Here is a 26,216-nt window from a genome sequence, read left to right as displayed (position 1 = left end):
CCCCCCATCGTAGGAGCGCACCTGGGCGCGACGGGCGTCGCCGGTGATGCCCGTCGCGCCCGGGTGCGCTCCTACGGGACATCACTGTTGCGCAGGCCAAAAAAAGCCCCGGCATTGCCGGGGCTTTTCGTTCTACGCCCTGTCCGGGATCAACGATCCGGGCGATGCGTGCCTGAGTCGTTCTGTGCGACCAGATATTCCTTGGACTGCTCGTCCAGCTTGTCGCCCAGCATGCGGCGTATCACCACGAAGAACAGCGGGATGAAGATCACGCCGAGCACGGTGGCGAACACCATGCCGCCGATCACGCCGGTACCGATGGAGTGACGCGAGTTGGCGCCGGCACCGGTGGAGATGGCCAACGGCAACACACCCAGGATGAACGCGAACGAGGTCATCAGGATCGGGCGGAAACGCAGATGCGCCGCTTCCAGGGTTGCCTCGCGCAGGGTCTTGCCTGCTGCGCGCTGCTCCACCGCAAATTCCACGATCAGGATCGCGTTCTTCGCAGCCAGACCAATGACCGTGATCATGCCGATCTTGAAGTACAGGTCGTTCGGCAGGCCGCGCAGCATCGAGAACACGATCGCACCCAGCACGCCGATCGGCACCACCATCAGCACCGCCACCGGAATCGACCAGCTCTCGTAGAGTGCCGCCAGGCACAGGAACACCACCACCACCGACAACGCCAGCAGCAGCGTCGCCGCGTTACCGGCAATGATTTCCTGGTACGACATGCCGCTCCAGTCGAAACCGAAGCCCGGTGGCAGGTCGTTGTTGACGATCTCTTCCATCGCCGTCATCGCCTGACCGGAGCTGCCGCCCGGCGCCGGGTTGCCGACGATGTTGACCGCCGAATACCCGTTGTAGCGGTTCAGTGCCGGCGAGGCGTAGGTCCATTCGGCCTTGACTACATTGCTCAGCGGAATCATCCCGGGTTGGCCGTCGGCGCCTACCGCGGTCGTGCTCGGGCTGAAGAAGTTGCGCAACGACTCGGGGCCGGTACGGAACTGGTCGTCGGAGCGGATGTTGACGCGCTTGATGCGGCCTTCGGAGAAGTAGTCGTTGACATACACCGGTGCCAGCATCAACTGGATCGAGTTGTAGATGTCGCTGACATCCAGCCCCATCGACTGCGCCTGCACGCGGTCCACGTGCAACTGCAGCTGCGGCGCGTTTTCCAGCCCGTTCGGGCGCACGCCCACCATGGTGTCGGCCTTCTCGGCGGCCTTGCCCAGCACGATGTTGCGCGCCTGGGTCAAGGCCTCCTGGCCGGCACCGGCGCGGTCCTGCAACCACATGTCGAAGCCGCCGAACTGGCCCAGGCCCTGCACGGTGGGCAGGTTGACCACGAAGATCTGCGCGCCCTTGATGCCGTAGAAGGCGCCGTTGAGCTGCTGGATCAACTGCTCGGCAGTGACGTCACGCTCTTCCCACGGCTTGAGCCGGATGAAGCCCATGCCCACGTTTTCGCCCGAACCCAGGAAGCTGAAACCGGCGATCTGCAGCATGCCTTCCACGGCCGGCTGCTTCTCCAGCACCGCACGCATCTGCGCGAAGGCTTCGTTGGTACGGATCTTGGTCGCGCCCGGCGGCAGCTGCACGATCGCCACCGCAAAGCCCTGGTCTTCTTCGGGCAGGAAGCTGCTCGGCATGCGCGTGAACAGGAAGCCGCACAGCACCACCAGTACCACGAACACGATCATCCACGGCGGCGAGCGCTTCAAGGTGTGGCCGACCACGCCCACATAGCGGTGCGCCAGCTTGTCGTAGTACTTGTCGAAGGTGCGGTAGACCCAGTTCTTCTTGTCCGAATGGGTGGCCTTGAGGAAGCTGGCGCACAACGCCGGGGTAAAGGTCAGCGCCAGGAACGCGGAGAAGCCCATCGACATGGCGATGGTCAGCGCGAACTGCTTGTAGATCGCACCGGACGCACCGGGCTGCAGCGAGGAGGGGATGAACACCGCCGCCAGCACCACGGTGATGGCCACCACCGCGCCGGTGATCTGAGTCATCGCCTTCTGCGTGGCTGCCTTGGGCTCCAGATGCTCCTCGCTCATGATGCGTTCGACGTTCTCGATCACCACGATCGCGTCATCGACCACGATGCCGATCGCCAGCACCATCGCAAACAGCGTCAGCTGGTTGATGGTGAAGCCGATGGCGTACATGCCGAAGAAGGTGCCCAGCAGCGCGACCGGAATCACCAGGGTCGGGATGACCGTGGCGCGGAAGTTCTGCAGGAACAGCAGCATCACCAGGAACACCAGCACGATGGCTTCGGCCAGCGTGTGGACCACTTCCTCGATGGAGATGCGCACGAAGGTGGTCGACTCGTACGGCGCAAACCAGCTCACGCCCTGCGGGAAGGTGGGCTGCAGTTCGTCGAGCTTGGCACCGACCGCCTCGGACACGTTCAGCGCATTGGCGCCCGGCAACAGCTGGATGCCGAACGCACCGGTGGGCTTGCCGTTGTACTGGGTGTCGAAGCCGTAGTTGCTGGGGCCGACCGAGACGCGTGCGACGTCCTTCAGGCGCACGGTGGCGCCATTGTTGTCGGTGCGCAGGATGATGTTCTCGAACTCTTCCGGCGAGCTGAAACGCCCCTCCGCCGACACCGTGGCCGTGAAGCTGATGCCTTGCGGGGTCGGGTCGGCGCCGACCGAACCGGCGGCGAACTGCACGTTCTGGTTGCGTACCGCGGTCAGCACCTGGGTGGCCGACAGGTTGTAGCCCTGCAGCTTTTCCGGGTTCAACCAGATGTTCATCGCGTACTCGGCGCCGAACTGGTTGGTGCTGCCCACGCCGGGCACACGCGAGATCTGCTCGAGCACGCGCGAACCGACGATGTCGTTGAGCGCGTCGCGGTCGATCGACGGGTTGTCCGAGCGCAGTGCCGCCACCATCAGGAAGCCGGCGTTGGCCTTGGCCACCACCACACCCTGCTGGGTGACTTCCGAGGGCAGGCGCGGCGTGGCCAGCGACACCTTGTTCTGCACCTGCACCTGCGCGATATCCGCGTCGGTGCCGGTTTCGAAGGTCAGCGTGATGGTGACGCGGCCGTTGGACGCCGACGACGAGTTGAAATAGAGCAGGTGGTCGATACCGGTGAGCTGCTGCTCGATGACCTGCGTGACCGCCTTTTCGGCGGTGTCGGCGCTGGCGCCGGGGAAGTTGGCGGTGACGGTGACCTGCGGCGGGGCAATCGTGGGGTACGACTCGATACCCAGATTGAGGATCGAGATCACGCCGGCAAGCGAGATCAGGATCGCCACCACCCAGGCAAAGATCGGGTGTTCGATAAAAAACTTAGGCATGTCCGGGTTCCGTCACTGCTGCTTGGACTGGGAGTCGGCCGGCTGCGCGGCCGCGTCCTGCTTGGGCTGCTCCTGCGCCGCCGGTGCCGCGGCATCGGCCGCGTCGGCGGCCGGTGCGGCCTGCGTATTGCCGGCCTGGCCTGCGGCCGGTGCCGCGCCGGGAGCGCCCGGCTGACCGGGCTGGCCGCCTGCGGCCGGCTTGTTCGGGTCCCACGGCACGCCCTTGGCCGGCTGCCCTTCCTTGGCCTTCTGCACGCCATCGACGATGACCTGGTCGCCCGGTGCCACACCGCCGGTCACGATCCACTGGCCCTGCTGCTGGCCGTCCACGGTAAGGTTCTTGCGCACCACCTTGCCGTCCTTGCCCAGCACCAGCGCATACGCGCCGGTCGCATCGCGCTGCAGCGCCTGTTGCGGCACCAGATAGGCGTTGTTGCGCTGGCCAAGGCTGGCCTTGAAGGTGACGAATGCACCCGGCAGCAGCGACAGTTCCGGGTTGGGCAGGGTGGCACGCAGCGACACCGCACCGGTGCTCGGGTCCACCGTCACCGCCGACACGTCCAGCGTGCCGGGGTGCTGGTATTGGGTGCCGTTGCCCAGTTCCACGTTGATGGTGGACTTGCCGTCGCCGCTGAGCTGCACGTTGCCGCTGCTCTGCGCCTGGCGCAGCGCGGCGAGTTCTTCGCTGCTCATCGCAAAATTGACGTACAACGGGTCGATCTGGTCCACCGTAGTCAGCAGGGTCGCTTCGCCGGAGCCGACCAGCGCGCCTTCGGTCACCCGCTGGATGCCGGCGCGGCCGGTGATCGGCGATGTGACGCTGGCGAAGCTGAGCTGGATCCGGGCGGCCTCGACCGCGCCGCGCGCCTGCTGCACGTTGGCGCCGGAGGAGCGTTCGGTAGCTTCGGCGTTATCGATGTCCGCACGCGAGACGTATTGCTGCGGCGCCAGGCTGCGCGCGCGCTTGGCGGCGATCTGGGCATTGGCGTAGGTCGCTTCGGCCGCGGCCAGCTGGCCCTGGGCCTGCAGCAGGGTGGCCCGCAGCGGCATCGGGTCGATCTCGAACAGCGGCTGGCCTTCCTTGACGTCGGTGCCTTCGGTGTACAGGCGCTTGAGCAACACCCCATCCACGCGGGCGCGCACGTCGGCCGAGCGGAACGCCGACAGGCGGCCCACCAGGTCGCGTTCCAGCGGCAGCGTCTGCGGCTTCATTTCCAGCACCGACACTTCCGGCGGCGGCGGCGCCTGCTGCTGTTCGGGCTTGCTGCAGGCAGCGAGCGCCGCGGTGATGGCCAAGGCCAGGCCGAAGGTGCGGAGCGGGGCAATCATCAGGAGGAACTCCGTTAGGGTATTGAAGTGAGAAAAGAAAGCGGGGCGGGCGCAGGCGCGGCAGGTGCCGCGGCAAACGCCCGCATAAAGGTGTCGACGGCGAACTGCGCCCACTGCTGCCTGGCGGGCAGGCCGGCGCGATGGGGAACCTGAAACCGTTGGCGATCGAAATCCAGCCCGACGATCATGCTCAGCAGCAGCTCGGCCATGAAGTGCGGATCGTCATGGCGCAGCTGGCCGGCCGCCATCGCCTGTTCGAAGCGATGCGCCAGACGTCGCTGCATGCCGACCACGCCTTCGTGGAAAACTTGCCGGGACTGATCCGGGAACCGATGCGACTCGGCTTCCAGCAGACGACAGGTCTGTAGCACATCTGGGCTGTTCAGACGGTCAAGATGGGCCAGCGCAAAGGCCAGCAGGTCCTCGCGCAGATCGCCGGAGACCGCGTCCAACGGCACCGTGGCCAGGTGCACGTGGTCCTGCAGCACATCGCGCAGCAGGTTCTCCTTGCAGCCGTAGTGACTGTAGAGCGTCTGCTTGGAACAGCCGGCGCGCTCGGCCACCGCGTCCATGCTCAGCCGCATTCCGCGTTCGGCAAGCAAGGTATGCACGGCAGCATGGATGCGGCGATCGCAGTCCGAACGCCGGGCAGCACGGGGGGAACGAGGGGTCATGGCGGTAGACTATACCGTCCAGTTTAGTTTTTAAACAGCCTTGACGTAGGCCGTCCGGTCTGCACAACGCCTTGTGTGCCAAGCGTCGCACCGGACTTTGCCGGATCTGGCGATCGGCGGCGGCGCCCGGCCGGGCAGCGGCGGGAAACTTCAGACCCATACGGCTTTTGCACCCCCGCCATGCCTGCCGGCGCTGAGCATTTGCGCTATGCAGCAAGGCGTCGTCACGGTCCATCGGTACAATTCAGCTTTCCTACCGAGCATCCCAGCGCTCTCATGACAGCCAAGAAAGCCGCTCCGAAATCGTCCACGACGTCGGTCAAACCGGTCGCCGAACGTGCCGTCCCCGTGCTTGCCACCGAACCGCAGGCGGTCACCCTCGAGCCGGTGTTTGCCGCACTGCGCAAGCGCTACCCGGCGGCCCGCCAGGCCGAGGTCCAGTCGTTCGCGGCCGGCTTCTATCGGCGCATGGAAGAAGACGAATTTCCCAATCACCCGCCCGAGCAATGGGCGGCGCTGGCGTCGGACATGCTGGAGTTTGCCCGCGTGCGCAAGGCCGGCACGGTCAACGTGCGGGTGTTCAACCCCACCCTGAAGAGCCACGGCTACGAGTCGCCGCATACGCTGCTGCAGATCGTCAACGACGACATGCCGTTCCTGGTGGACTCGGTCAGCATGACCCTGTCGGACCTGGGCATCGGCGTGCACGTGCTGGGCCACCCGGTGCTGCGCATCGCGCGCGACAAGGCCGGCAAGCTGACCGCGGTGGGCGAGGGCAAGAGCGAATCGCTGATGGTGCTGGAGATCGACCGCCAGCCGGCCGATGAGATGCCCAAGGTGGAAGCGGCGGTGCGCAAGGTGCTGGCCGAGGTGCGCGCCATCGTGCAGGACTGGGCCGCGATGCGCGAAAAGATGGTGATGCTGGCCGACGACCTGGCCACCCGCCGCCTGCCCATCGACGACATCAGCCGCCACGAGGCGCAGGAGTTCCTGCGCTGGGCCGCCGCCGACCATTTCACCTTCTTCGGCTACCGCGAATACCGCGTGGAGAAGCAGGACGGCCAGGACGTGCTGGCCCCGGTGGAAGAGACCGGCCTGGGCCTGATGCGCGGCCACGACACCTCGCCGGCGCGCCCGGTGACCACCTTGGCCGCGCATGGCCTGAATGCCTCGTCCAAGCTCAAGGACGCCTTGATCCTGACCAAGACCAATGCGCGCTCGCGCGTGCACCGCGTTGGCTACATGGATTACATCGGCATCCTGGAATTCGATGCCAAGGGCCGCATCGTCGGTGAGCAGCGCTTCCTGGGCCTGTTCACCTCCAGCGCCTACAACCGCCGCCCGTGGGAAATTCCGCTGGTGCGCCAGCGCCACGAATACGTGATGAGCAAGTCGGGGCTGACCCCGAGCAGCCACAGCGGCAAGGCGTTGCGCCACATCCTGGAAACGCTGCCGCGCGAGGAGCTGTTCCAGTCCAACGAAGAAGAGCTGTACCGCACGGCGATCGGCATCCTGGGGCTGCAGGAGCGTGTGCGCAGCCGCATGTTCCTGCGCCGCGACAAATACAGCCGCTTCATTTCCGCCTTGGTGTACATCCCGCGCGAGCGCTTCAACACCGACGTGCGCCTGCGCATCGAAGGCCTGTTGAAGGACGCGCTGCATGGCGAGTACATCGATTCGAGCGTGGTGCTGGGCGAATCGCCATTGGCGCAGCTGCATCTGATCGTGCGCCCCAAGAGCGGCGAAGCACTGGAGTTCAATACCACCGAACTCGAATCGCGCCTGGCGCACCTGCTGCGCAACTGGCGCGACGCCTTGCGCGAAGCGCTGGTGGCGCGCCACGGCGAAGCCAACGGGCTGCGCATGGCGGCCAACTTCGGCCGCGCGTTGCCGGCCGGTTACATCGAAGATTCGTCGATCGAATCGGCGGTGTCCGATGTCGAGCACCTGGCCACGCTGGATGGCCCGGACGATCTGCATCTGAGCCTGCAGGAAATCCGTCGCGACGACGGCATGCGCCTGGATGCCGGCGAAGGCCTGCGCCTGAAGCTATACCGCCAGCTCGACGACATTCCGTTGTCCGACGCGATGCCGATGATGGAAAACATGGGCCTGCGCGTGATCTCCGAGCGGCCGTATCGGCTGCAGGTCGGCGAAACGCCGGTCTACATACAGGATTTCGAGGTCGAATCCACCGCCGGCAAGATCAACGCGGCCAACGCCGATGCCAGCTTCGGTGAAGCCTTCGAGCGCATCTGGAACGGCGATGCGGAAAACGACGGCTTCAATCGCCTGATCCTGGCCGCCGGCCTGCACTGGCGCCAGGTCGCGTTGCTGCGTGGCTACTGCAAATACCTGCTGCAGACGGCCGTGCCGTTCTCGCAGGCGTACGTGGAAGCCACCTTCACCCGTTACCCGCTGCTGGCGCGCCTGTTGGTGGAACTGTTCGAAGCGCGCTTCGACCCCTCCACCGGCAGCGAGACCAAGGCGCAGATCTTTGCCGGCCAGGAGCGCCTGCGCGAAGAGTTGTCTGCGCTGGCCGCCGGCGACGAGGCCACGCTCAAGGCGCTGGAGCCGGTGCTCGAGGCACGTGGCGGCGATCGCGCCGCGCAGCAGGAAGCCACCCGCGCCACGCTGCTGAAGCTGATGGACCGCGTGTCCAGCCTGGACGAAGACCGCATCCTGCGCAGCTTCATCGATGTGATCGATGCGACGCTGCGCACCAACTATTACCAGACCGACAAGCAGGGCAAGCACGCCCATTGCATCAGCTTCAAGCTGGATTCGGCGCGGGTGCCGGACCTGCCCAAGCCGCGTCCGTATCGCGAGATCTTCGTCTACGGGCCGCGTGTGGAAGGCGTGCATCTGCGCTTTGGCGCGGTGGCGCGTGGCGGCCTGCGCTGGTCCGACCGCCGCGAGGATTTCCGCACCGAGGTGCTGGGCCTGGTCAAGGCGCAGATGGTCAAGAACACGGTCATCGTGCCGGTGGGCGCCAAGGGCGGTTTCTACGTCAAGCGCTCGCCGGTGGGCGGGGACCGTGATGCGATCCAGGCCGAAGGTATCGCCTGCTACAAGCTGTTCATCCAGAGCCTGCTCGATATCACCGACAACATCGTCGGCGGCAAGATCGTGCCGCCGCCGCAGGTGGTGCGTCACGACCAGGACGACCCGTATCTGGTGGTCGCCGCCGACAAGGGCACCGCGACCTTCTCCGACATCGCCAATGGGCTGGCGCTGGATCATGGTTTCTGGCTCGGCGATGCGTTCGCCTCCGGCGGCTCGGTCGGTTACGACCACAAGGGCATGGGCATCACCGCGCGCGGTGCGTGGGAGTCGGTCAAGCGCCACTTCCGTGCGATGGGGCGCGATTGCCAGAGCCAGGATTTCAGCGTGGTCGGCATCGGCGACATGTCCGGCGACGTGTTCGGCAACGGCATGCTGCTCTCACGGCATATCCGCCTGCTGGCCGCGTTCGACCACCGGCATATCTTCCTCGACCCGTCGCCGGATGCAGCTGCGTCCTTCGCCGAGCGCGAGCGCCTGTTCAAGCTGCCGCGTTCCAGCTGGGCCGATTACGACGCCAAGCTGATCAGCGCCGGTGGCGGCATCTATCCGCGCACCCTGAAGTCCATCGACATCAGCGCGCCGGTGCGCGAGGCATTGGGGCTGGAGTCCAACGTCAAGCAGCTCTCGCCCAACGAGCTGATGAACGCCATCCTCAAGGCGCCGGTGGACCTGTTCTGGAACGGCGGCATCGGCACCTACGTCAAGGCGTCCAGCGAATCGCACGCCGATGTAGGAGACCGCGCCAACAACGGCTTGCGCGTCAATGGCGGTGAGCTGCGCTGCAAGGTGGTGGGCGAGGGCGGCAACCTGGGCCTGACCCAGCTGGGCCGCATCGAAGCGGCGCAGACCGGCGTGCTGCTCAACACCGACTTCATCGACAACTCGGCCGGCGTGGACACCTCCGACCACGAGGTGAACATCAAGATCCTGCTCAACGACATGGTGCAGGCCAAGAAGCTCACCTATGACGCGCGCAACAAGCTGCTGGCGTCGATGACCGACGAAGTGGCCGACCTGGTGCTGTGGGACAACTACCGCCAGAACCAGGCGATCAGCTTGATGGAGCGCATGAGCGTCAAGCGGCTGGGCTCCAAGCAGCACTTCATCCGCACGCTGGAACTGCAGGGCCTGCTCGATCGCCAGATCGAGTTCCTGCCCTCCGATGCCGAGCTGTCGGCACGCAAGGCACGCGGGCAGGGCCTGTCGCGTCCGGAACTGTCGGTGCTGCTGTCGTACTCCAAACTGGTGGCGTTCCAGCAGCTGCTGGAATCGGACATCCCGGAAGACCCGTACCTGTCCAAGGAATTGCAGCGTTACTTCCCGCAGCCGCTGCAAAAGAAGTACGCCGATGCGATGGAGCGTCACCGCCTCAAGCGCGAAATCATCGCCACTGCGGTGACCAACACCACCATCAACCGCATGGGCGCCACCTTCCTGATGCGCATGCAGGAAGACACCGGCCGCAGCATCGCCGAGGTCGCCAAGGCCTACACCATCAGCCGCGAAACGCTGGATGCGCGCGCGCTGTGGACGCAGATCGATGCGCTGGACGGCAAGGTGCCCGAGTCGGTGCAGATCGATGCACTGGAAGTGATCTGGCGCCTGCAACGCTCGTTCGTGCGTTGGCTGCTGCTGCGTCCGGGCCAGATGCCGGGCATCACGGCGGCGGTGGAGCGTTACCACGGCCCGTTCAACGACATCCGTGTCGCCTCGGGCGTATTGTCCGATACGCAGCGACCGCTGTACGAAGCCAGCGTGCAGGAATGGCAGGACAAGGGACTGCCGCCGCAACTGGCGCAGCAGCTGTGCGAATTGCGCTACCTGGAACCGGCGTTCGACATCATCGAAACCGCGCGCACCCGCAAGCTCAAGCCGGTGGAAGTGTCCAAGGTGCATTTCCGCCTGGGCGACGCACTGCGGCTGCCGTGGTTGTTCGAGCAGATCGACGCGCTGGAGGTCAACGGCCGCTGGCATGCGGTGGCGCGTGGCGTGCTGCGCGACGAACTGGCCGCGCATCAGCGTGCACTGGTGGGCCAGGTGCTGACCCTGCCCGGCAGCAGTGCCGAGGACAAGGTGGCCAACTGGCTGGCGCGCGACGATTCCAGCCTGCGCTTCACCCTGGCCATGCTGGCCGATGTGGCCGAGCAGAAGACCCTGGACTACCCGACCGTGTCGGTGGCAGTGCAGCGGTTGGGCCAGTTGGCCGCGCACGGGGTGTAACGTCAGTGTCCGTGGTGGCGAGACGCTGTTTCGCCACCACGCCGATCGCAGCACGCCGTGTTGCCACTGCTTCTACAAAAAAAAGCCGCCTCAGCGCGGCTTTTTTTGTATGCAACTGCGGCACTTGACACTCGTGGTTGCCGCAATGAAGACTCTCTTAGCTGCGATAAATCTCGCAGCCGGGTGTGGAAGCCCGAAATCCAAGGCGCACAAGCGCCCACGCTGTCGATGCAGGCGCTTTTTTTGTGCTTGCTGATTGATGGCGGGGGCGTGCTCGTCAGCTTTATGGCGGGCGGTGCGTGGGGGCCGAAAGGCCCGCCGGCCCTTGGACCGGTCTTCCAACCGCGCACCGTCCGCCACCCTGTTTGGAAGCGGGGTGACGGACTCCCTCATCCAAGGAGATCCTCATGCCGCGCACCAATCCTGCCCATTCGGCCACTACCGCAACCGCCCCGCAGCCGACCGCCCACACCTTGGCCGATCATGGTGATGAGCGTGAGGACGTGTTCTTCCGTCGCCTGTCCGAGTCACGTGGTGCGGAAGCCACCAACGGCCTGCATTGGTCCGATCTGCCGATGCAATTTGGCCTGGCTCTCAAATGCGCACATATCGATCACTGCTTGCTCGGGCTGCAGGGCGTGTTGGAGATGCTGCACGCCGGTGAGGCGGCCCGCGAGGCGGGTCAACCTGGCCTGGGTGGCGAGCTCACCGATCGCTTGCTCTACGCGTCGCGTGCGCTGGCTGTATCGGGAAAAGAATCGCTGTATGCGTTGCAGGAACGTCTTGCAGCTGCATCGTAAGGTGCAGTGCGAACGTCGGTCATCAACGGCGTCGGACTTCCTCCATTCTGGCTGCGAGCAGCGTTGTTGGCGAGAGACCCGGATGCGCTGGACCGAATTGCTCTCAAGGTTTAGCGATTGAGTGATACAGCGCAGGTGGCGCTCATCAATGGCGACCTGCGCACGAATGCCGCGATAGTGTGGTCATCAGTGACTGAATGGCATTCGCCGTCGGGGCGACCTTTCGCATGCGTGGGTCTGCACCGATTGCCGTGACCAGTTCACTGCCTTATCTGATCTTGACGACCACCTTGCCCTTGGCGCGGCCTTGCGCCAGATACTCCAGCGCCTGCTTTGCCTGGTCGAACGCAAACACCGTGTCGATGACCGGGCGGATGCGTTCGGCTTCGAGCAGTTCGCCGAGTTTGGCCAGTTGCGCGCCGTCCGGGCGAACGAACAGGAATGCGTAGGACACGTCGCGCTTTTTGGCCAGGCGTTTGATCTTGCGGCTCATCAGCTCGAACACCAGCGTCAGCAGACCATTCAAGCGCCGGGCGCGGGCGAAGGCCGCATCCAGTGGGCCGACGAGCGAGATGATCTTGCCGCCCGTCCTCAAGATGCCGAGCGATTTTTCCAGCGTATCGCCCTTGGTGGTGCCGAGTACCACGTCGTAGCCGCTCAGCACGTTCTCGAATTTCTGGGTCTTGTAATCGATCACCTCGTCGGCGCCAAGGCTGCGCACCAGCGGCATATTGCCGGTACTGGTGGTGGTGCCCACGTGCGCGCCGATCTGCTTTGCGAGCTGGATGGCGAAGGTGCCGATGCCACCGGAGCCGGCGGGAATGAAGACCTTCTGGCCGTGCTGCAGTCTGGCGCGCTCCGTGAGCGCCTGCCAGGAGGTGAGCCCGACCATGGGAATGGAGGCGGCCTGCACGAAGTCCAGATTCGCCGGTTTCAGTGCGGCAGCGCTTTCGGGCACCACCGCAAATTCTGCGAGCGTGCCGGTGCCCAGATCGAACACGCTGGCGAAGACCGCATCGCCCTTCTTGAAGCGGGTGACGCGGCTGCCAACCTCGGTGACGATGCCTGCCAGATCGCTGCCCAGGGTGGCGGGCAGGTCGAAGGTGAGAATGGGTTTGAAGGTGCCGGCCATGATCATGTTGTCGACCGGGTTGACCGATGCAGCGTGCACCTCGACCAGCACTTCGTTGGGCTTGAGGGTCGGGCGTGGCAGCTCGGAAAAACCGACTCCGGGTGATTTGCCATAACGCTGGAAGGTAAGTGCTTTCATGTGGTTGGAATCCAATCCTGTCGTTGGAATGAGTGACCGGGCGCCCGAACCGCGGCTGCCGTCACCTGCCGTGCTCGCAACTCATTGGGTGCAGCTTGAGTGCCACGGGAGCGTTTGATGGGATGACTGCTGGCGGCACAAGCCGCATCGGCATGCGCTTCGCCTGCCTGCCGCGGCGGCAACGGCTACTGGCAGTGCACGGCGTTGAATCATCAGGGGCGTAGCTGGTAGCGCTCGGCTGCAGCCGCCTGCTTCAGATCGGACAACACTCCCTGGCGTGCGCCCTCCAGTGCGTCCCAACGCTCGGCCACGTGCAGCGGCGGAATGGTCACCAGCTCGCGACGGTCGAAGCCGACCAGCGCGGCATCGACCAGTTCGCCAACATCCATCAGGTCGCTGAGCGTGTTGATGTCGATCCCTGCGCGCTCCCAGATCTCGGTGCGCGTGCCGGCCGGCAGTACTGCCTGCACGTACACGCCCTTGGCACCCAGCTCCAGGTGCAGGCCTTGCGACAGGAACAGCACGAAGGCCTTGGTGGCGCCATACACGCTCATGCCGAATTCGGGAGCGAAGCCCACCACCGAGCCGAGGTTGACGATCGCGCCGCTGCCGGACTGCGAAAAGCGCGGGGCGACCGCAGCGGAAAGACGTGTCAGGGCGGTGATATTGAGCGCGATCAGGCGTTCTATCGTCTCGGCGTTCTGCTCCAGGATGCCGCCGGACTGGGCGATGCCGGCGTTGTTGATCAACACGCCGATCTGCGCATCGTCGCGCAGGCGCGCCTCGACCTTGCCGACATCGGCCGGCTGGGTGAGGTCGGCCTGCAGCACGTCGACGCTGATGCCGTGTGCGCCCTGCAGACGCGTGGCAAGGGCATTGAGGCGTGCCTGGTCGCGTGCGACCAGTACGAGGTCGTGGCCGCGTTGGGCGAAGCGTTCGGCGTAGACGGCGCCGATCCCGGCGGAGGCGCCAGTGATGAGGACAGCAGAACGTGGGGACATGGGAAGCCTTGGCAGCAGGGGGAGCCGAAACGGAATGTGCGTGTCGACCGGACGCGCCGGGCGCAACCGGGTGAGTGCCAATGATTGCCTTCATCATCTATAAGGTCAAGGTTTTGATGACGAACGGCATCAATGTATGCTGGGCCTTTCGAGGAGGGTCCTCGTTAGAGGTTGGACATGAAGGTCAGCAAGGCGCAGGCACAGGCCAACCGAGCCCATGTGGTCGCCATCGCGTCCAGGCTGTTTCGCGAGCGGGGCTACGACGGCGTCGGGGTGGCGGACCTGATGGGCGCGGCCGGCTTTACCCATGGCGGCTTCTACAAGCAGTTCCGGTCCAAGGCGGCGCTGATGGCCGAGTCGGCTGCCTGCGGCATCGCACAGACGGTGGAGCAGAGCGCCCAGGTCGATGCGTCCGAATTCGTCGACCTGTATGTTTCGCGCTCACATCGCGACAACCCGGCAACCGGGTGCACGATGGCCGCGTTGGGCGCCGACGCCGCACGTCAATCGGAAGAAGTTCGAGCCGCCTTTGCAGACGGCATCGAGCGCATCGTGGCCGGGCTTGCCGCACACGACACTCAGGCAGGCGACGATGAGGCGGCGGCAACGCGTGCCAGGCAGCTGGACCTGATGGCGCACGCCGTCGGTGCCATCGTGCTGTCCAGGGCGTGCCCTGACGACTCTCCGCTTGCCGACGACATTCTTGCTGCCTGCCGACACGCGATCCTGGCGGCCCTGCCGCCCTCTGGCGCATAGGCGGGCCGCTGGCCGGGTGCTGCGCTGTCCGAAGCTGTGGAGGAGCGGCGCATCCTGCCCGCCCTGATGCGGTCACGCGCGACAGACGTTCGTGTTCCCGCGATTCAACGGGTGCCGCGGCACGTCATGTGCCCCACATGCACGCAATGCGCGTGCAAGGCGCCGGGATCGTTCAGCACTTGGCCCGATGCCCGCTCATTTCCTGCCCGGCATCCTTGTCGAAGCGCACATGCCACCAGGTGGCGCTGAGCGAGATCAGGCTGACCACGCAGAACGCCAGCGAGAAATCGCGCTGCGCCGGTTGGGTGTGGTCGCCGGCCAGCATGGCCAGTTTGAGGATCATCGCGCCGGCACACACGCCCACCGAGAGCATCAGCTGCTGCAAGGTGGTGTACAGGCTGCTTGCGCGGCTCATGCGCGCGCTGGGCACGTTTTCGTAGGCGATGGTGTTGTAGGCGGCGAACTGGAACGACATGAAGGCGCCGCAGCACAGCAGCAGGCCGAACATCAGCGCCGGTGGCCAGTCGGGGCGGAACAGCGCGCACACCATGTAGCCCAGGCTGGCCAGCACGCCATTGCCGATCAGGCTGTTGCGGTAGCCGAAGCGGCGCAGTAGCTGCGGGGTGATGCTGCGCATCAGCAGCGCGCCCAGTGCAGTGGCCAGGATCAGGCGGCCGCTGTGCGCGGCGCTCATGCCGAAGCCGATCTGGAACAGCAAGGGCAGCAGGAACGGATGCGCGCCCTGGGTGATACGCATCAGGGCGCCGCCGATCACCGACAGCCGGAACGAATCGATGCGCAGCAAGCTCAGGTCCAGCAACGGGGCGGGGTGGTTGCGCGCATGCCAGAGATAGCCCAGCGCAGCGGCCGCGCCGGTGGCCAGCAACCAGCTGGCCATGCCGATGCCGTCGTCCTGGCTGACCATTTCCAGGCCGAACAACAGGCAGCCCAGCGCCACGCCGCACAGCACGAACCCGCGCAGATCGAAACGTGTTGGCGCAGTCTCGGTGGGAATCTCCGGGATGAACCGGCGCACCAGCAGGAAGCCGGCGATGCCGATCGGCACATTGATGTAGAAGATCCAGCGCCAGTCCAGATACGAAACGAAGAACCCGCCCAGCGGCGGCCCCAGCATCGGGCCGATGAAGGCGGGCACCAGCGTCCAGGCCATCGCGGAGACCAGATGGCGGCGCTCTACCGTGCGCAGCAGGATCAGCCGGCCCAGCGGGGCCATCATCGCGCCACCAGCGCCCTGCAGCACGCGTGCGGCCACCATGGTGGGCAGGCTGTCGGCCAGCGAACACAGGATCGAGCCGGCGACGAACACCCAGATCGAAGCGCCGAACACGCGGCGCAGGCCGAAGCGGTCGGCGATGGCGCCGCTGGCCGGGATCAGCACCGCCAGCGCCAGCAGATAGCTGGTCATGGCGATGCTCATGGCCGGCGCGGCCACGCCGAAGTCGCGCGCCAGCGTAGGCAGCGCGGTCGCCAGCACCGTGGCATCCATCTGCTCCATGAAGATGGCGCAGGCCAGGATCAGCGAAATAATGCGGTAGTCGGGATAACGCGGCGGGGCGGTGCCGGCGTCGGACACGCTGGAAGACATCGGACTCTCGGTTGCGGGGCTGCATCGACGGCGCCAGTGGAGCGTCCGGATCGGCCCGCGTCGCACGGTGTTGTGCGGCGCAACATGGGTATTGTCCGCTGGTGTGGGGCGGGGTTCAAGCGCACTTGGGCAACAGTGCGTGCTTGTCGATGCAGACGCAGTGGTGTGGATGGTGGACGCTGGTGTTGATGCAGAGGTTTGCGGCTGAAGCGGGTTGCCCGCACCCTCATCCGGCGCTGCGCGCCACCTTCTCCCGGAGGGAGAAGGATCAAGATGCAGCACGCGGAACCCTCATCCGGCGCTGCGCGCCACGTTCTCCCGGAGGGAGAAGGATCAAGCATGCAGCACGCGGACAGTGACGGCACCTGGGCAAAGTTCCTCTCCCTGCGGGAGAGGGGTTGGGGTGAGGGTACGGCGGAAGACAGCCAACTCGACATCGCGAATGGGCGGTTGTCTTGGCTACCCGAATCAGCGCTATGCGGCAGGGCTGTCCCAGGCGTCCTTGATCTGCAGGATCTGCGGCAATGCCTCGCGGAAGTGCTGTACCAGGCGCGGTTCCAGTTGCTTGCCCGCCATGCTCTCGATCTTGCGCATGGCGTCTTCCACCGTCCACGGCGCCTTGTACGCGCGCCGGCCGCACAGCGCGTCGAACACATCGGCCACCGCCACGATGCGCGCCGCCTCCGGGATGGCTTCGCCGGCCAGCCCTTGCGGGTAGCCGCTGCCGTCCCAGCACTCGTGGTGATGCAGGGCGATGTCGGCGGCCAGCTGGAACACCGGCCCGCGCCCGTGGCGCAGCAGGTCGTGCCCGGCCTGCGGGTGTTGCCGTACCACCGAGCGCTCGTGCTCGTCCAGCGCGTCGGGCTTGTGCAGGATGCTGCCGGGCACGGCGATCTTGCCGGCGTCGTGCAGCGGTGCCGCATCCTGCAGTACCTGGGCCTGCTGCGGCGACCAGCCGGCGGCTTCGGCCAGCACACGTGCGTATACCGCCATGCGCCAGATATGCGCGCCGGTGTCCACGTCCTGGCCCTGGCCGGCCGTTCCCAGCAGGTGGATCGCGTCGCGGTACTGCTGCGCCAGGCGTGTGCATTCGGCCAGTTTGAGTTGCGTGCCGATGCGCGCCTTGAGCAGGGCCGGCGAGTAGGGCTTGCTGACGTAGTCGGCCGCGCCGGCGTCCAGCCCGGCGCGTTCGTCCTGTTCGCTGCTGCGAGCGGTCACGAACAGGATCGGGATGGTCTGGCTGGCCGGCTGCTGCTTGAGCGTGCGAGCCACCGCGTAGCCGTCCATGTCGGGCAATTCCACATCCAGCAGGATCAATGCCGGTTGATGGCGCGTCACCGCATCCAGCGCCTCGCCGCCGGTCTTGGCGAAGACCAGCGGAAAATCGTCGCGCAGCAGCTGGCGCAAGGTGGCCAGGTTGCTGGATTCGTCGTCGACACAGAGCAGGGGACGGGACGGCATGGAGGGTCCTTGCAGTCGGGCAGGAGATCGAGGTCAGCGTGGGTGGGTGGCGTGCCAGTCGCGCAGGGTGGCTTCGGCGCGGCGGAAGTCGAAGTCCTCCACCGCGCGCTGCAGTTCCTCCTGCAGGCTGCGCGGCAGGCGCGGTGCGCAGATCAGCAGTGCGTGGTCGATCTTGTCGGCGTCGTCGCTGGCGAAGGCGGCCTGCAGGATCTGCAGGCTGTCGGCATCCAGCGCAACGCCGGCATCGTCGCTGTCGGCCTCCTGCGCATCGTCCTGCACGAAGGCGCGAATCGCGTCGGCGGTGCGCTGCATCACGTCCTTTAGCGCGAGCAACGAGGCGGTGATGTCGTGGCCGTCTTCGATGCGGGTTTCCAGATCGCCCGCCGCGCCGGCCAGGGCCGGCAGCGCCAGCGAGCCGGCAGCGCCACGCAGCTTGTGCGCCAGCGCGCCGATGGCCGGCAGCTCGTTGCGGCGCAGGTGCTCGGCCGCCACATCGGCCGGGTTCGGGTTGTCGCGCAGCAGCTTGATCAGATAACGCACGTAAGGCTCGCGGTCGCGCCAGAGGCTGTGCGCACGTGCCGCGTCCAGCAGTTCCGGCGTGTCGTGCATCCACGCCGGGCCGGCGGCCACGGCGGTCTCGTGCGGCAGCGACGAAATGCGCTTGACCCCGGGATGCATGAAATGGCGGATCGCGGTGACCAGCTCCTCGACGTTGAACGGTTTGGCGATGAAGCCGTTCATGCCGGCCTCCAGCGCTTTTTCCTGCTGCGGGCGGAACGCGCCGGCGGTCAACGCAATCACCGGCAGACTGGCCAGGGCGGGGATCTGCCGCAGCCGGCGGGTGGCTTCGTACCCGTCGACCACCGGCATCTGCACATCCATCAGCACCAGGTGGAACAGATCGGGCGCGCGTTTGAGCGTATTGACCGCCTGCTCGCCGTCATGGGCGACGGTGACCATGGCACCTTCGCCTTCGAGGATGCGTTGCGCCACCTCGCAGTTGATGTCGCTGTCGTCCACCAGCAGAAGATGCGCGCCTTCCAGCCGCCGTGCGACGAAGGTCGGCGTCACCGGACGCGCGCCCGGACGCTGTTCCACCAGTTGCTCCACCAGCCGATGCAACGCGGCCGTGGTGACCGGCTTGGTCATCACCGCGTCCAGGTCCTGTTGTTCTGGGTGTTGCTCCAGCAGGCGCCGTTCGTAGGCAGTGACCATCACGATCACCGGGTGCGGACCGGGCGCTGCGCGCGCGCGGATCTGCCGGGCGATCGCCACGCCGTCGATGTCGGGCATGCGCCAGTCGAGCAGGAAGATGTCGTACGGCTCGCTGGCCTGCTCGATGGCGGCCAGCGCGGCCTGGCCGTTTGCCACCGCGTCCACGCGCCAGCCGAGCTCGGTGGTGATACGCACCAGGTTGTTGAGCGCCGCATCGTGGTCGTCGGCGATCAACACCCGCGGCATCGCTTCCGGCGGCAGCGCCGGGAGCTCCTGATGCGCAGTGGGGGGCGCGGCCTTTTCCAGCGTCACCACAAAATAGAACTCGCTGCCGCGGCCGGGCACGCTTTCCACTTCCAGCTCGCCGCCCATCAGCTCGATCAGGCGTCGGCTGATGGTCAGGCCCAGCCCGCTGCCGCCATAGCGACGGCTGGTGGAGGTGTCGGCCTGCAGAAACGGAGAGAAGATCAGGCTCTGCTTTTCCTTGGAAATGCCGATGCCGGTGTCGCGTACCGAGAACAGCAGCTTGACCTTGTTGGGGTCGCCGCTGGGGAAGCGCCGCACCGACAGCACCACTTCGCCTTCCTCGGTGAACTTGATGGCGTTGCCGACCAGGTTGACCAGCACCTGGTTGATGCGCAGTGCATCGCCCAGCAGCCAGCGGCCGTCGCGCGGTAGTGGCTCGACGATCATCTCCACCGGTTTTGCACTGAGCGAAGAGCGCATCAGGTCGGCGATGTTGTCGAACAACTGGTTGAGGTCGAACGGCGCACGTTCCAGATCGATTCGCCCGGCTTCGATCTTGGAGAAGTCCAGGATGTCGTTGATGATTTCCAGCAGGGTGCGCGCGGAGCGATCGATCTTGGTGACCATGTCCTGCGCCGCGCCGGGAAGTTCGCTGCGCTGAAGCAGGTACAACATGCCCAGGATGGCATTCATGGGCGTGCGGATTTCGTGGCTCATGTTGGCCAGGAAATCGGACTTGGACTGGTTGGCGCTCTTGGCCGCATCCATCGCCAGGCGCAGCTGTTTTTCGTGCAGTTTCTGCTCGGTCAGGTCCACCGCGACGCCGAGGTAACCGATTACTTGGTCGTTGTCGTCGCGCAAGGTGCTCAAGGTCAGCAGCACCGGCAGGCGGCGGCCGTCGTGACCGACGTAGGTCCATTCGCTGGTGTCGCTGCGCCCCAGGCTGGTCAGAGCGGCAACCGCCTCCAGGGTGGGCGCCACCGGGACGCCGGTCTGTTCGGACAGCCGGTGCGCACGTTCCTGCAATTCTTCGGCTTCGACGAACTGGCTGACCTTGCGGCGGCCGATCACATCCTCGGCGGCGTAACCCAGCAGTTTTTCCGCGGCCGGGTTGAACAGCGTGACAAAGCCGCTGGAGTTGGCGGCGATGATGGCGTAGCCGGCGTGCGCCAGGATCGCGCGCTGCAACACCGAGAACTTCACCAGTTCGCTGGTGCGCTCGGCCACCTGATGTTCGAGCGAGGCATTGAGATCGACGATGCGCTGATGCGAGCGCACCCGGTCGGAGATGTCGCGGAAGAAGTGCGAATGCCCGCTGAGCGTGCCATCGGCATCGATGATCGGTGCCTTGCTGGCCAGTACATGCACGTGCTGTCCATCGCGGTGGCGCATGCGCTGCGCGGCAGAGGCGTTGCCCAGATGCGCATCGTCGGCGTGGTCGACCTGCGGCATCGCATAGGGCTGCGGTGACAGCAGTCCTGTCAGGTCCTGGCCGATCGCCTCGTCGGCGGTGTATCCGAACATGGCCTCGGCCGCCGGATTCCAGTGGGTGACGCGGCCGTCCGGTGTTTCGGCGACGATGGCCTCGCTGGAATGGCTGACCAGCGCGGCCAGTTCCATCTGCTTGCGCAGCACTTCTTCGCGACGCAGCCCGTTGCTGAAATACAGCGCCAGCAAGGCGGCAAACAACACCGAGGTGGCCATGACCAGGCCGCCGACCAGCCAGGGCGAGGTCTGGTTGAGCGAGGCCACGAAACTGGCGGTCGGCTGGGCGGTGATGACCCAGGTGCGGCCATAGATGGGCAACAACTGCACCACCGGCGGGCGCCGCGCACTGTCGCTGATCGGCGTGCCGCTGCGATAGAAATTGTGGGTCGGCTCGTTGCGGTCGGACAGGTCCAGCGCCACATCGTTGCGCTCGCCCAGCGCGCTTTGCACCATCTGCTCGACACTGAAGGGCGCATACACCCAGCCGCTGGTGGCCGCCATGCGTTGCTGCGGGGTCTGCAGCGGCATGCCTTCGCGGTACACCGCCAGCAGCACCAGAAAGCCGCTTTCGGTGGGCACGCGGTAGCCCGACAACGAGATCGGCGAGGTCATGATCGGGGAGCCGCTGCGCGCGGCCTGCAAGGCGGCGGCGCGGCGCCGTGGTTCGGAGGCGATGTCCAGACCGATCGGGCGGTTGCCCGAGGATTCGGGTTCGAAATACAGCACGAGGTAGCGCTCGCCTTCCCACGGCGCGAGCAGGCGCCGGTGGATGTCCGGTGCGCCGTCGGCGCGTGCGGTCTGCAGGAACGCGGCCTCCTCGGACGGTGCGACCCGGTGGATATAGCCGTACCCCAGCACGCCGGGGAACTCGCGCGAATAATCCCGCGAGCGGCTGTAGAGGGTGAAGCGCTCTCGACTGATCACATCGCTGCCAGCGCCGATCACCGCGCCACGCGCACCGCGCAGGCCGTGCTCGAAGGTATACATGCGCTCGCTGATGTTGCGCGCCAAGGTGCGCACCACATACTGAAAACGCTGCTCGCGCTCGAGCTCGTTGTGCCGGTGCAGCCAGACTCCGGTGGCGATGGCCGCAATCAGGCCTGCGGTGAGAATCAGCAAGGCGCTGGCAAACGCGCGGCGCCCGTATTTCCTGCGCAGATCCCAGCGGCCGTTCGGCATCTTCGTCCCTTTGCCTTGCCTGTTGCGTGCCCAGTGTGCTGGCCGACAACACTGTCGGCTTCGTGGTACCGCCTGACGATCATCCGGCTGCGTGCAGTGTCCCCCGCGGCATCGGCCGCACCGTCTGGGCGATCATCGTCGTGTCAGTGCATCAGAACGATAGCCAGATCGACAGTGCGTGAAGGGCAAGGCCGATCAGTCCACCGACCAACGTTCCGTTGAAGCGAATGTATTGCAGATCGCGTCCGACACCCAATTCCAATTGTTCGACGAGGTGACGTTCGTCCCAACTTTTCATGGTCGACGCGATGTGCTCGGTGACCGATGCGCGCAGCCGCGTGGTGAGTTTGTCGGCGGCCTGCAACATATGCTGGTTGAGCGCCTCGCGCAGCGAAGGATCCTGCGACAGGGCCTGGCTTAGCGATTGCATGGAGCGCTCCATGTGCGCGGCCATCGACGACTCTTCACGCGCCAGGTCATTGCGCAGGGCATCGCGGATTTCGCCCCATAGCCCCTGCACATACTCCTGCAATGCCGGATGTTCGATCGCGCGCTGTTTGAGGTCTTCCACGCGCGCGGCCATTTCCGGCTCGTCGCGCAGGCGCGCGATGTAGCCCTGCAGCCAGGCCTCGTAGTCGAGCCTGATTGGATGGTCGGGTGTGGTGAGGATGTCCTGCAATTCTTCGAGCGCCGCCCGCGCCATGCGGTCGGCCAGGCTGTCGCCGATCTCCTCGATCGGCTTGACCCAGTTCACCGTGCCGACCAGCTTGGGCCACTCGCGGCGCGCATAGCGCACGATCAGCGCGGAGGCGCGCGTCTTGACCTGTTCCTGGTCCAGCCATTGCCCCAGCCGCAGCAGCACTTCGTCCAGCAACTTCTGATGGCGGCCGTCGGTGGTGAGCAGGGCCATGACATCGCCGACCGTGGCGGCGGCATTCCATTTGCGCAGGCGGTCCACGACAAAACGCTGGATGGCACGGCGCACCGCCGCTTCATCCAGCAGTTCCAGCGCCTGCAACATCCAGCCGCGCGCCATCTGCGCCAGCATGCGTGCCTGCTCGGGCTTGGCCAGCCACTCGCCGAGGCGGCTGGCCGGGTCGAACACGCGCAGCTTGTCCATCAACGCCTCGGGCGCCAGGAACTGATCGCGCACGAACACCGCCAGCCCATCGGCCAGGCGCTCCTTGCCGCGCGGCAGGATGGCGGTGTGCGGGATCGGCAGGCCCATCGGGCGACGGAACAGCGCCACCACCGCAAACCAGTCGGCCAGTGCGCCGACGGTGGCCGCTTCGCAAAACGCCGACACCCAGGCCCAGATGCCTTGCTCGCCCATCAGGTGGCTGACGACAAAGCCGGCGAACATGGCCAGCAGCAACGCTACTGCGAGTAGCTTCATGCGCTGCAGCTGCGCGCGACGCGGATCGATCGGACGGGGAGTGCTGAGACTGGGTTCCATCAGTGAAGTGTACCCAGTCGTTTGACCAGGGCATGTCCACGGCAGGTGGCGCCACCACGCGCGCAGGTTGGTGGCCGTGTCTTGCGTGCTTTTGCTCCAGCTGCGCTTGAGTTGGGGCGCCCCAGCGGCTGTTGCCGTCGTAGGAGCGCACCTGGGCGCGACGGGCTTTATCGGGAATGCCTGTCGCGCCCAGGTGCGCTCCTACAATGGCGTGCTCTGGCTGGAATGACTTGCCACTAGCGGCGTATTGCGCAGGCCGGCGGTCCGGTCGCGATGCGACCAGTCGCCCGCGTAGGAGCGCACCTGGGCGCGAGGCGTTACCGGTAATGCTTCGTCGCGCCCGGGTGCGCTCCTACCACGGGCAGGCTTGCCGGATCGGCAGGTGCGCACTTAGCCGCGCAGGCGCTCCAGCTGCGATTGCAGTGCGGCGACCTTGGACTGCAGGGCGGCGTTTTCGTTTTCCAGTTCGGTGACGCGGCGTTGCAAGGCCTTGAGGTCGCGGCGTTCGGCTTCGCCGCCTTCGGCTTCGTCGGACTTGGGCTTGCGCTTGGCGTCGCGCACGCGCTTGGCGGCCTGCTTCAGTTCGGCCTTGCCCGCCTGTGCGGCGGCACGCTGTTCGTCTTCGGACAAGGTGGCCACGGCAGCAGCGGCGCTGATGGAAATCTCGCCGGACTTCACCGCCTGCACCACTTCCGGGGCGGCCTGTTTGTGGATGCGCTCGATCATCACCACCTGGTTGCTGCTCAGGCGCGCCTCGCGTGCCAGCTCGGCGCGGCTGACCGGGGTGGAGGTCTCTTCCCACGGCGGGCTGTCGGTGTCTTCGGTCGCTTGCGCGGCGCTGCCGTCACGCATGGCGCTGTCATCGCCGCTGCTTGCCGCGTGCGCGTCGGCCTGCAGGGGCGCTTCGGCGGCGGCATCGGCATCGCGCTGGGTGCGCTGGCGCAGCGCCAGGATCTCGCGCTTGCGCAACGCCAGCACGCCACGCTGGAAGTCGGAGACGCTGCGCCGGCCCAGGTGCTGCTCGATCATCCACAGATGCACGTCCTGCATCGACTGGAAGCGTGGGTTCTGCACGGTCTGGAACGGCAGCCCGTGCTTCTGGCAGATGCCATAGCGGTTGTGACCATCCACCAGCACATCGCCCCACAGCACCAAGGCGTCGCGGCAGCCTTCAGCCAGCAGGCTGCGCTCCAGCGCCTCGTGCTCGTCGGGGGTCAGCGGATCGATATAGGCCTTGAGTTCTTCTTTGACAACGATGTTCATGCGGCAACGGCGGGGGAGTGCGGGGCCGGCATTGTAGTGAGCCTGCCCCGGCTTTGCGCGCTTGACGTGCTGCCTGCCGCGTGACACGCGAGCACGTGTGGATGGCGAACGCGGCAGCGGGCCGGCGGTGCCGCAAACGGACTGCCTGCCTGCCGCACGCAGGCGGCACCATCCGTGCGGCGGTGCCGCCGGCCACTGCCGCGCCCCGGATGGATGCCGCGGCGTTGTCGAGCATGTGCCTGAAAGGCCACCTCCCGCCAAGCGCCCCATCGCGCGGCGCATTGAACAGAGCAGTGCCGTTGCGGCCGCGCCCGCTACGCACCCGGGCTGCCCCCCCTCGGCCACACTCACTCCAGCTGACGCAGGATCCCCGCCAGCGTCTGGACCATCTGCCCGATCTGTTCAGGGCTGACGATCAGTGGGGGTGACAGCGCGATGACATCCCCGGTCACCCGCACCAGCAGGCCGGCGTCGTGGAAGCAGCGCTCGAACACCTCGTAGCCGCGCGCACCGGGGGCACCGTCGCGCGGCGCCAGCTCGATCGCACCGATCAAGCCGATGTTACGGATGTCGATCACGTGCGGCAGGCCGCGCAAACCGTGCAACGCTGCTTCCCACTGCGTGCCAAGCGTGATCGCACGCGTGAACAGGTCTTCTTCGGCGTAGGTATCCAGCGTGGCGATCGCCGCCGCGCAGGCCAGCGGGTGGCCGGAGTAGGTATAGCCATGGAACAGCTCGATCGCCTGCTGCGGACCGTGCATGAAAGCATCGAAGATGGCATCGGCCACCAGCACCGCACCCATCGGCACGGTGCCGCTGGTCAGCCCCTTGGCGGCGGTGATGATGTCCGGGGTGACACCGAAGCGCTGCGCCGCGAACGCTTCGCCGACCCGGCCAAAGCCGGTGATCACCTCGTCGAACACCAGCACGATGCCGTGGCGGTCGCAGATGGCGCGCAACCGCTGCAGGTAGCCCTCCGGCGGCAGGATCACGCCAGCCGAGCCGGACACCGGTTCGACGAACACCGCGGCGATCGTGGAGGCATCGTGCAGGGTGATCAGCCGCTCCAGATCGTCGGCCAGCTCGGCACCGTGCACCGGCAGCCCGCGCGAATAGGCGTTGCGCTGCAGATCCAGGGTGTGGCGCAGGTGGTCGGTGCCGGCCAGCAACGGGCCGAACCATTTGCGGTTGTTGGGCAGCCCGCCGATCGACATGCCACCGAAGCCCACCCCGTGGTACGCCTTCTCGCGGCCGATGAAGCGGGTGCGCTGGCCCTCGCCGCGCAGGCGGTGATAGGCCAGCACGATCTTCATCGCGCTATCCACTGCCTCCGAGCCGGAGTTGGTGAAGAACACATGGCCCAGGCCGGGCGGGGCGAGGGCGGCCAGGCGTTGCGCCAGCACGAATGGCAGCGGTGAGCCCATCTGGAAGGTGGGAGCAAAGTCCAACGTGCCGGCCTGGTCGCGGATTGCGGCCACGATCCGTTCGCGCGCGTGGCCGGCGTTGCAGCACCACAGGCCGGCGGTGCCGTCCAGGATCTGCCGGCCATCGACATCGCGGTAATACATGCCGGCGGCGGAGGCGAGCAGGCGAGGGCGGGCCTTGAATTGGCGGTTGGCCGTGAACGGCATCCAGAACGCCTCCAGCGGCCCGGGTGCAGGCAGCGCAGGCGCGTCGTCGTGCGCAAGTGGGTCGTGCATGGCCGGCTCCGTTGCGGGGTGTCGCCCGACTGTACGCAGGCATCGTGTCGGCCGTCACCCGGGCGATGGCGGGAATGCGGCACATGGCGCGGGGCGCCCGGCCGGCGCCTGTGGAGTTAGTCCATAAGAACTAGTCAATTAGTCGCAGCCCCGGCCGCTAATCTCA

At 66.2% G+C, this 26,216-nt stretch carries 14 protein-coding genes; 3 read left to right on the top strand and 11 right to left on the bottom strand.

Going from position 1 to position 26,216, the window contains the following annotated elements; translation table 11 throughout:
* Window positions 1-149: 149 nt before the first annotated feature.
* From RZV17_RS12115 to RZV17_RS12105, 3 genes are read right to left on the bottom strand one after another with little or no spacing between them, the layout of a single operon-like run.
* Window positions 150-3,320 carry a multidrug efflux RND transporter permease subunit gene (locus tag RZV17_RS12115; protein WP_355603704.1) on the bottom strand — a complete coding sequence of 1,057 codons (3,171 nt, stop codon included), beginning with the start codon at window positions 3,318-3,320 and terminating at the stop codon, window positions 150-152.
* 12 nt (window positions 3,321-3,332) lie between these two features.
* The gene (locus RZV17_RS12110; RefSeq protein WP_355603701.1) at window positions 3,333-4,649 is read right to left on the bottom strand and encodes an efflux RND transporter periplasmic adaptor subunit; all 1,317 of its coding nucleotides are present in this window, start codon (window positions 4,647-4,649) and stop codon (window positions 3,333-3,335) included.
* A 14-nt stretch (window positions 4,650-4,663) separates the two neighbouring features.
* Entirely contained in the window at window positions 4,664-5,323 is a 660-nt protein-coding gene (locus RZV17_RS12105; protein ID WP_179453935.1) for a TetR/AcrR family transcriptional regulator, read from the bottom strand.
* A gap of 276 nt (window positions 5,324-5,599) precedes the next feature.
* Between RZV17_RS12105 and RZV17_RS12100 the strand changes: the two genes are divergently transcribed.
* Together RZV17_RS12100 and RZV17_RS12095 are read left to right on the top strand one after the other, a co-directional pair.
* Window positions 5,600-10,609, top strand: coding sequence for an NAD-glutamate dehydrogenase domain-containing protein (locus RZV17_RS12100; RefSeq protein ID WP_355603697.1), 5,010 nt, complete (start codon window positions 5,600-5,602; stop codon window positions 10,607-10,609).
* Window positions 10,610-11,112: 503 nt separating this feature from the next.
* A complete protein-coding gene (locus tag RZV17_RS12095) occupies window positions 11,113-11,409 on the top strand; it encodes a hypothetical protein (RefSeq protein ID WP_104582236.1) in 297 nt (98 codons plus the stop codon).
* Between the two features lie 268 nt (window positions 11,410-11,677).
* On the opposite strand, the gene RZV17_RS12090 is transcribed toward RZV17_RS12095, so the two are convergent.
* Together RZV17_RS12090 and RZV17_RS12085 are read right to left on the bottom strand one after the other, a co-directional pair.
* Window positions 11,678-12,679 carry an NADP-dependent oxidoreductase gene (locus tag RZV17_RS12090; protein WP_355603694.1) on the bottom strand — a complete coding sequence of 334 codons (1,002 nt, stop codon included), beginning with the start codon at window positions 12,677-12,679 and terminating at the stop codon, window positions 11,678-11,680.
* A gap of 212 nt (window positions 12,680-12,891) precedes the next feature.
* Window positions 12,892-13,680: an SDR family oxidoreductase gene (locus RZV17_RS12085; RefSeq protein WP_355603691.1), complete on the bottom strand. Its 789-nt coding sequence runs from the start codon at window positions 13,678-13,680 to the stop codon at window positions 12,892-12,894.
* Between the two features lie 177 nt (window positions 13,681-13,857).
* Here RZV17_RS12085 and RZV17_RS12080 point away from each other — a divergent pair, with 177 nt between their 5' ends.
* Window positions 13,858-14,436, top strand: a complete 579-nt coding sequence (locus tag RZV17_RS12080; protein ID WP_184371033.1) for a TetR/AcrR family transcriptional regulator — start codon at window positions 13,858-13,860, stop codon at window positions 14,434-14,436.
* A 172-nt stretch (window positions 14,437-14,608) separates the two neighbouring features.
* Here RZV17_RS12080 and RZV17_RS12075 read toward each other — a convergent pair whose 3' ends face one another.
* The 6 genes from RZV17_RS12075 to RZV17_RS12050 all read right to left on the bottom strand — a co-directional run bounded on the left by RZV17_RS12075 (window position 14,609) and on the right by RZV17_RS12050 (window position 26,050).
* The gene (locus RZV17_RS12075) at window positions 14,609-16,042 is read right to left on the bottom strand and encodes a DHA2 family efflux MFS transporter permease subunit (RefSeq protein ID WP_179453927.1); all 1,434 of its coding nucleotides are present in this window, start codon (window positions 16,040-16,042) and stop codon (window positions 14,609-14,611) included.
* A gap of 474 nt (window positions 16,043-16,516) precedes the next feature.
* Window positions 16,517-17,503 (bottom strand): HD-GYP domain-containing protein, encoded by a 987-nt coding sequence (locus RZV17_RS12070; protein ID WP_104579582.1) that lies wholly within the window; start codon window positions 17,501-17,503, stop codon window positions 16,517-16,519.
* Window positions 17,504-17,536: 33 nt separating this feature from the next.
* Entirely contained in the window at window positions 17,537-21,631 is a 4,095-nt protein-coding gene (locus RZV17_RS12065; RefSeq protein ID WP_355603686.1) for a response regulator, read from the bottom strand.
* 151 nt (window positions 21,632-21,782) lie between these two features.
* Entirely contained in the window at window positions 21,783-23,087 is a 1,305-nt protein-coding gene (locus RZV17_RS12060) for a DUF445 family protein (RefSeq protein ID WP_355603683.1), read from the bottom strand.
* 390 nt (window positions 23,088-23,477) lie between these two features.
* The gene (locus tag RZV17_RS12055; protein ID WP_355603680.1) at window positions 23,478-24,350 is read right to left on the bottom strand and encodes a plasmid replication/partition related protein; all 873 of its coding nucleotides are present in this window, start codon (window positions 24,348-24,350) and stop codon (window positions 23,478-23,480) included.
* Between the two features lie 347 nt (window positions 24,351-24,697).
* On the bottom strand, window positions 24,698-26,050 hold the full coding sequence (locus tag RZV17_RS12050) for an aspartate aminotransferase family protein (protein WP_355603677.1): 1,353 nt from the start codon (window positions 26,048-26,050) through the stop codon (window positions 24,698-24,700).
* Window positions 26,051-26,216: the final 166 nt, after the last annotated feature.

The organism is Xanthomonas cannabis (assembly GCF_040616535.1).
In the GTDB taxonomy this organism is placed as follows: Bacteria; Pseudomonadota; Gammaproteobacteria; order Xanthomonadales; family Xanthomonadaceae; genus Xanthomonas; species Xanthomonas cannabis.
This window is presented reverse-complemented; position numbering and strand designations above follow the sequence as displayed.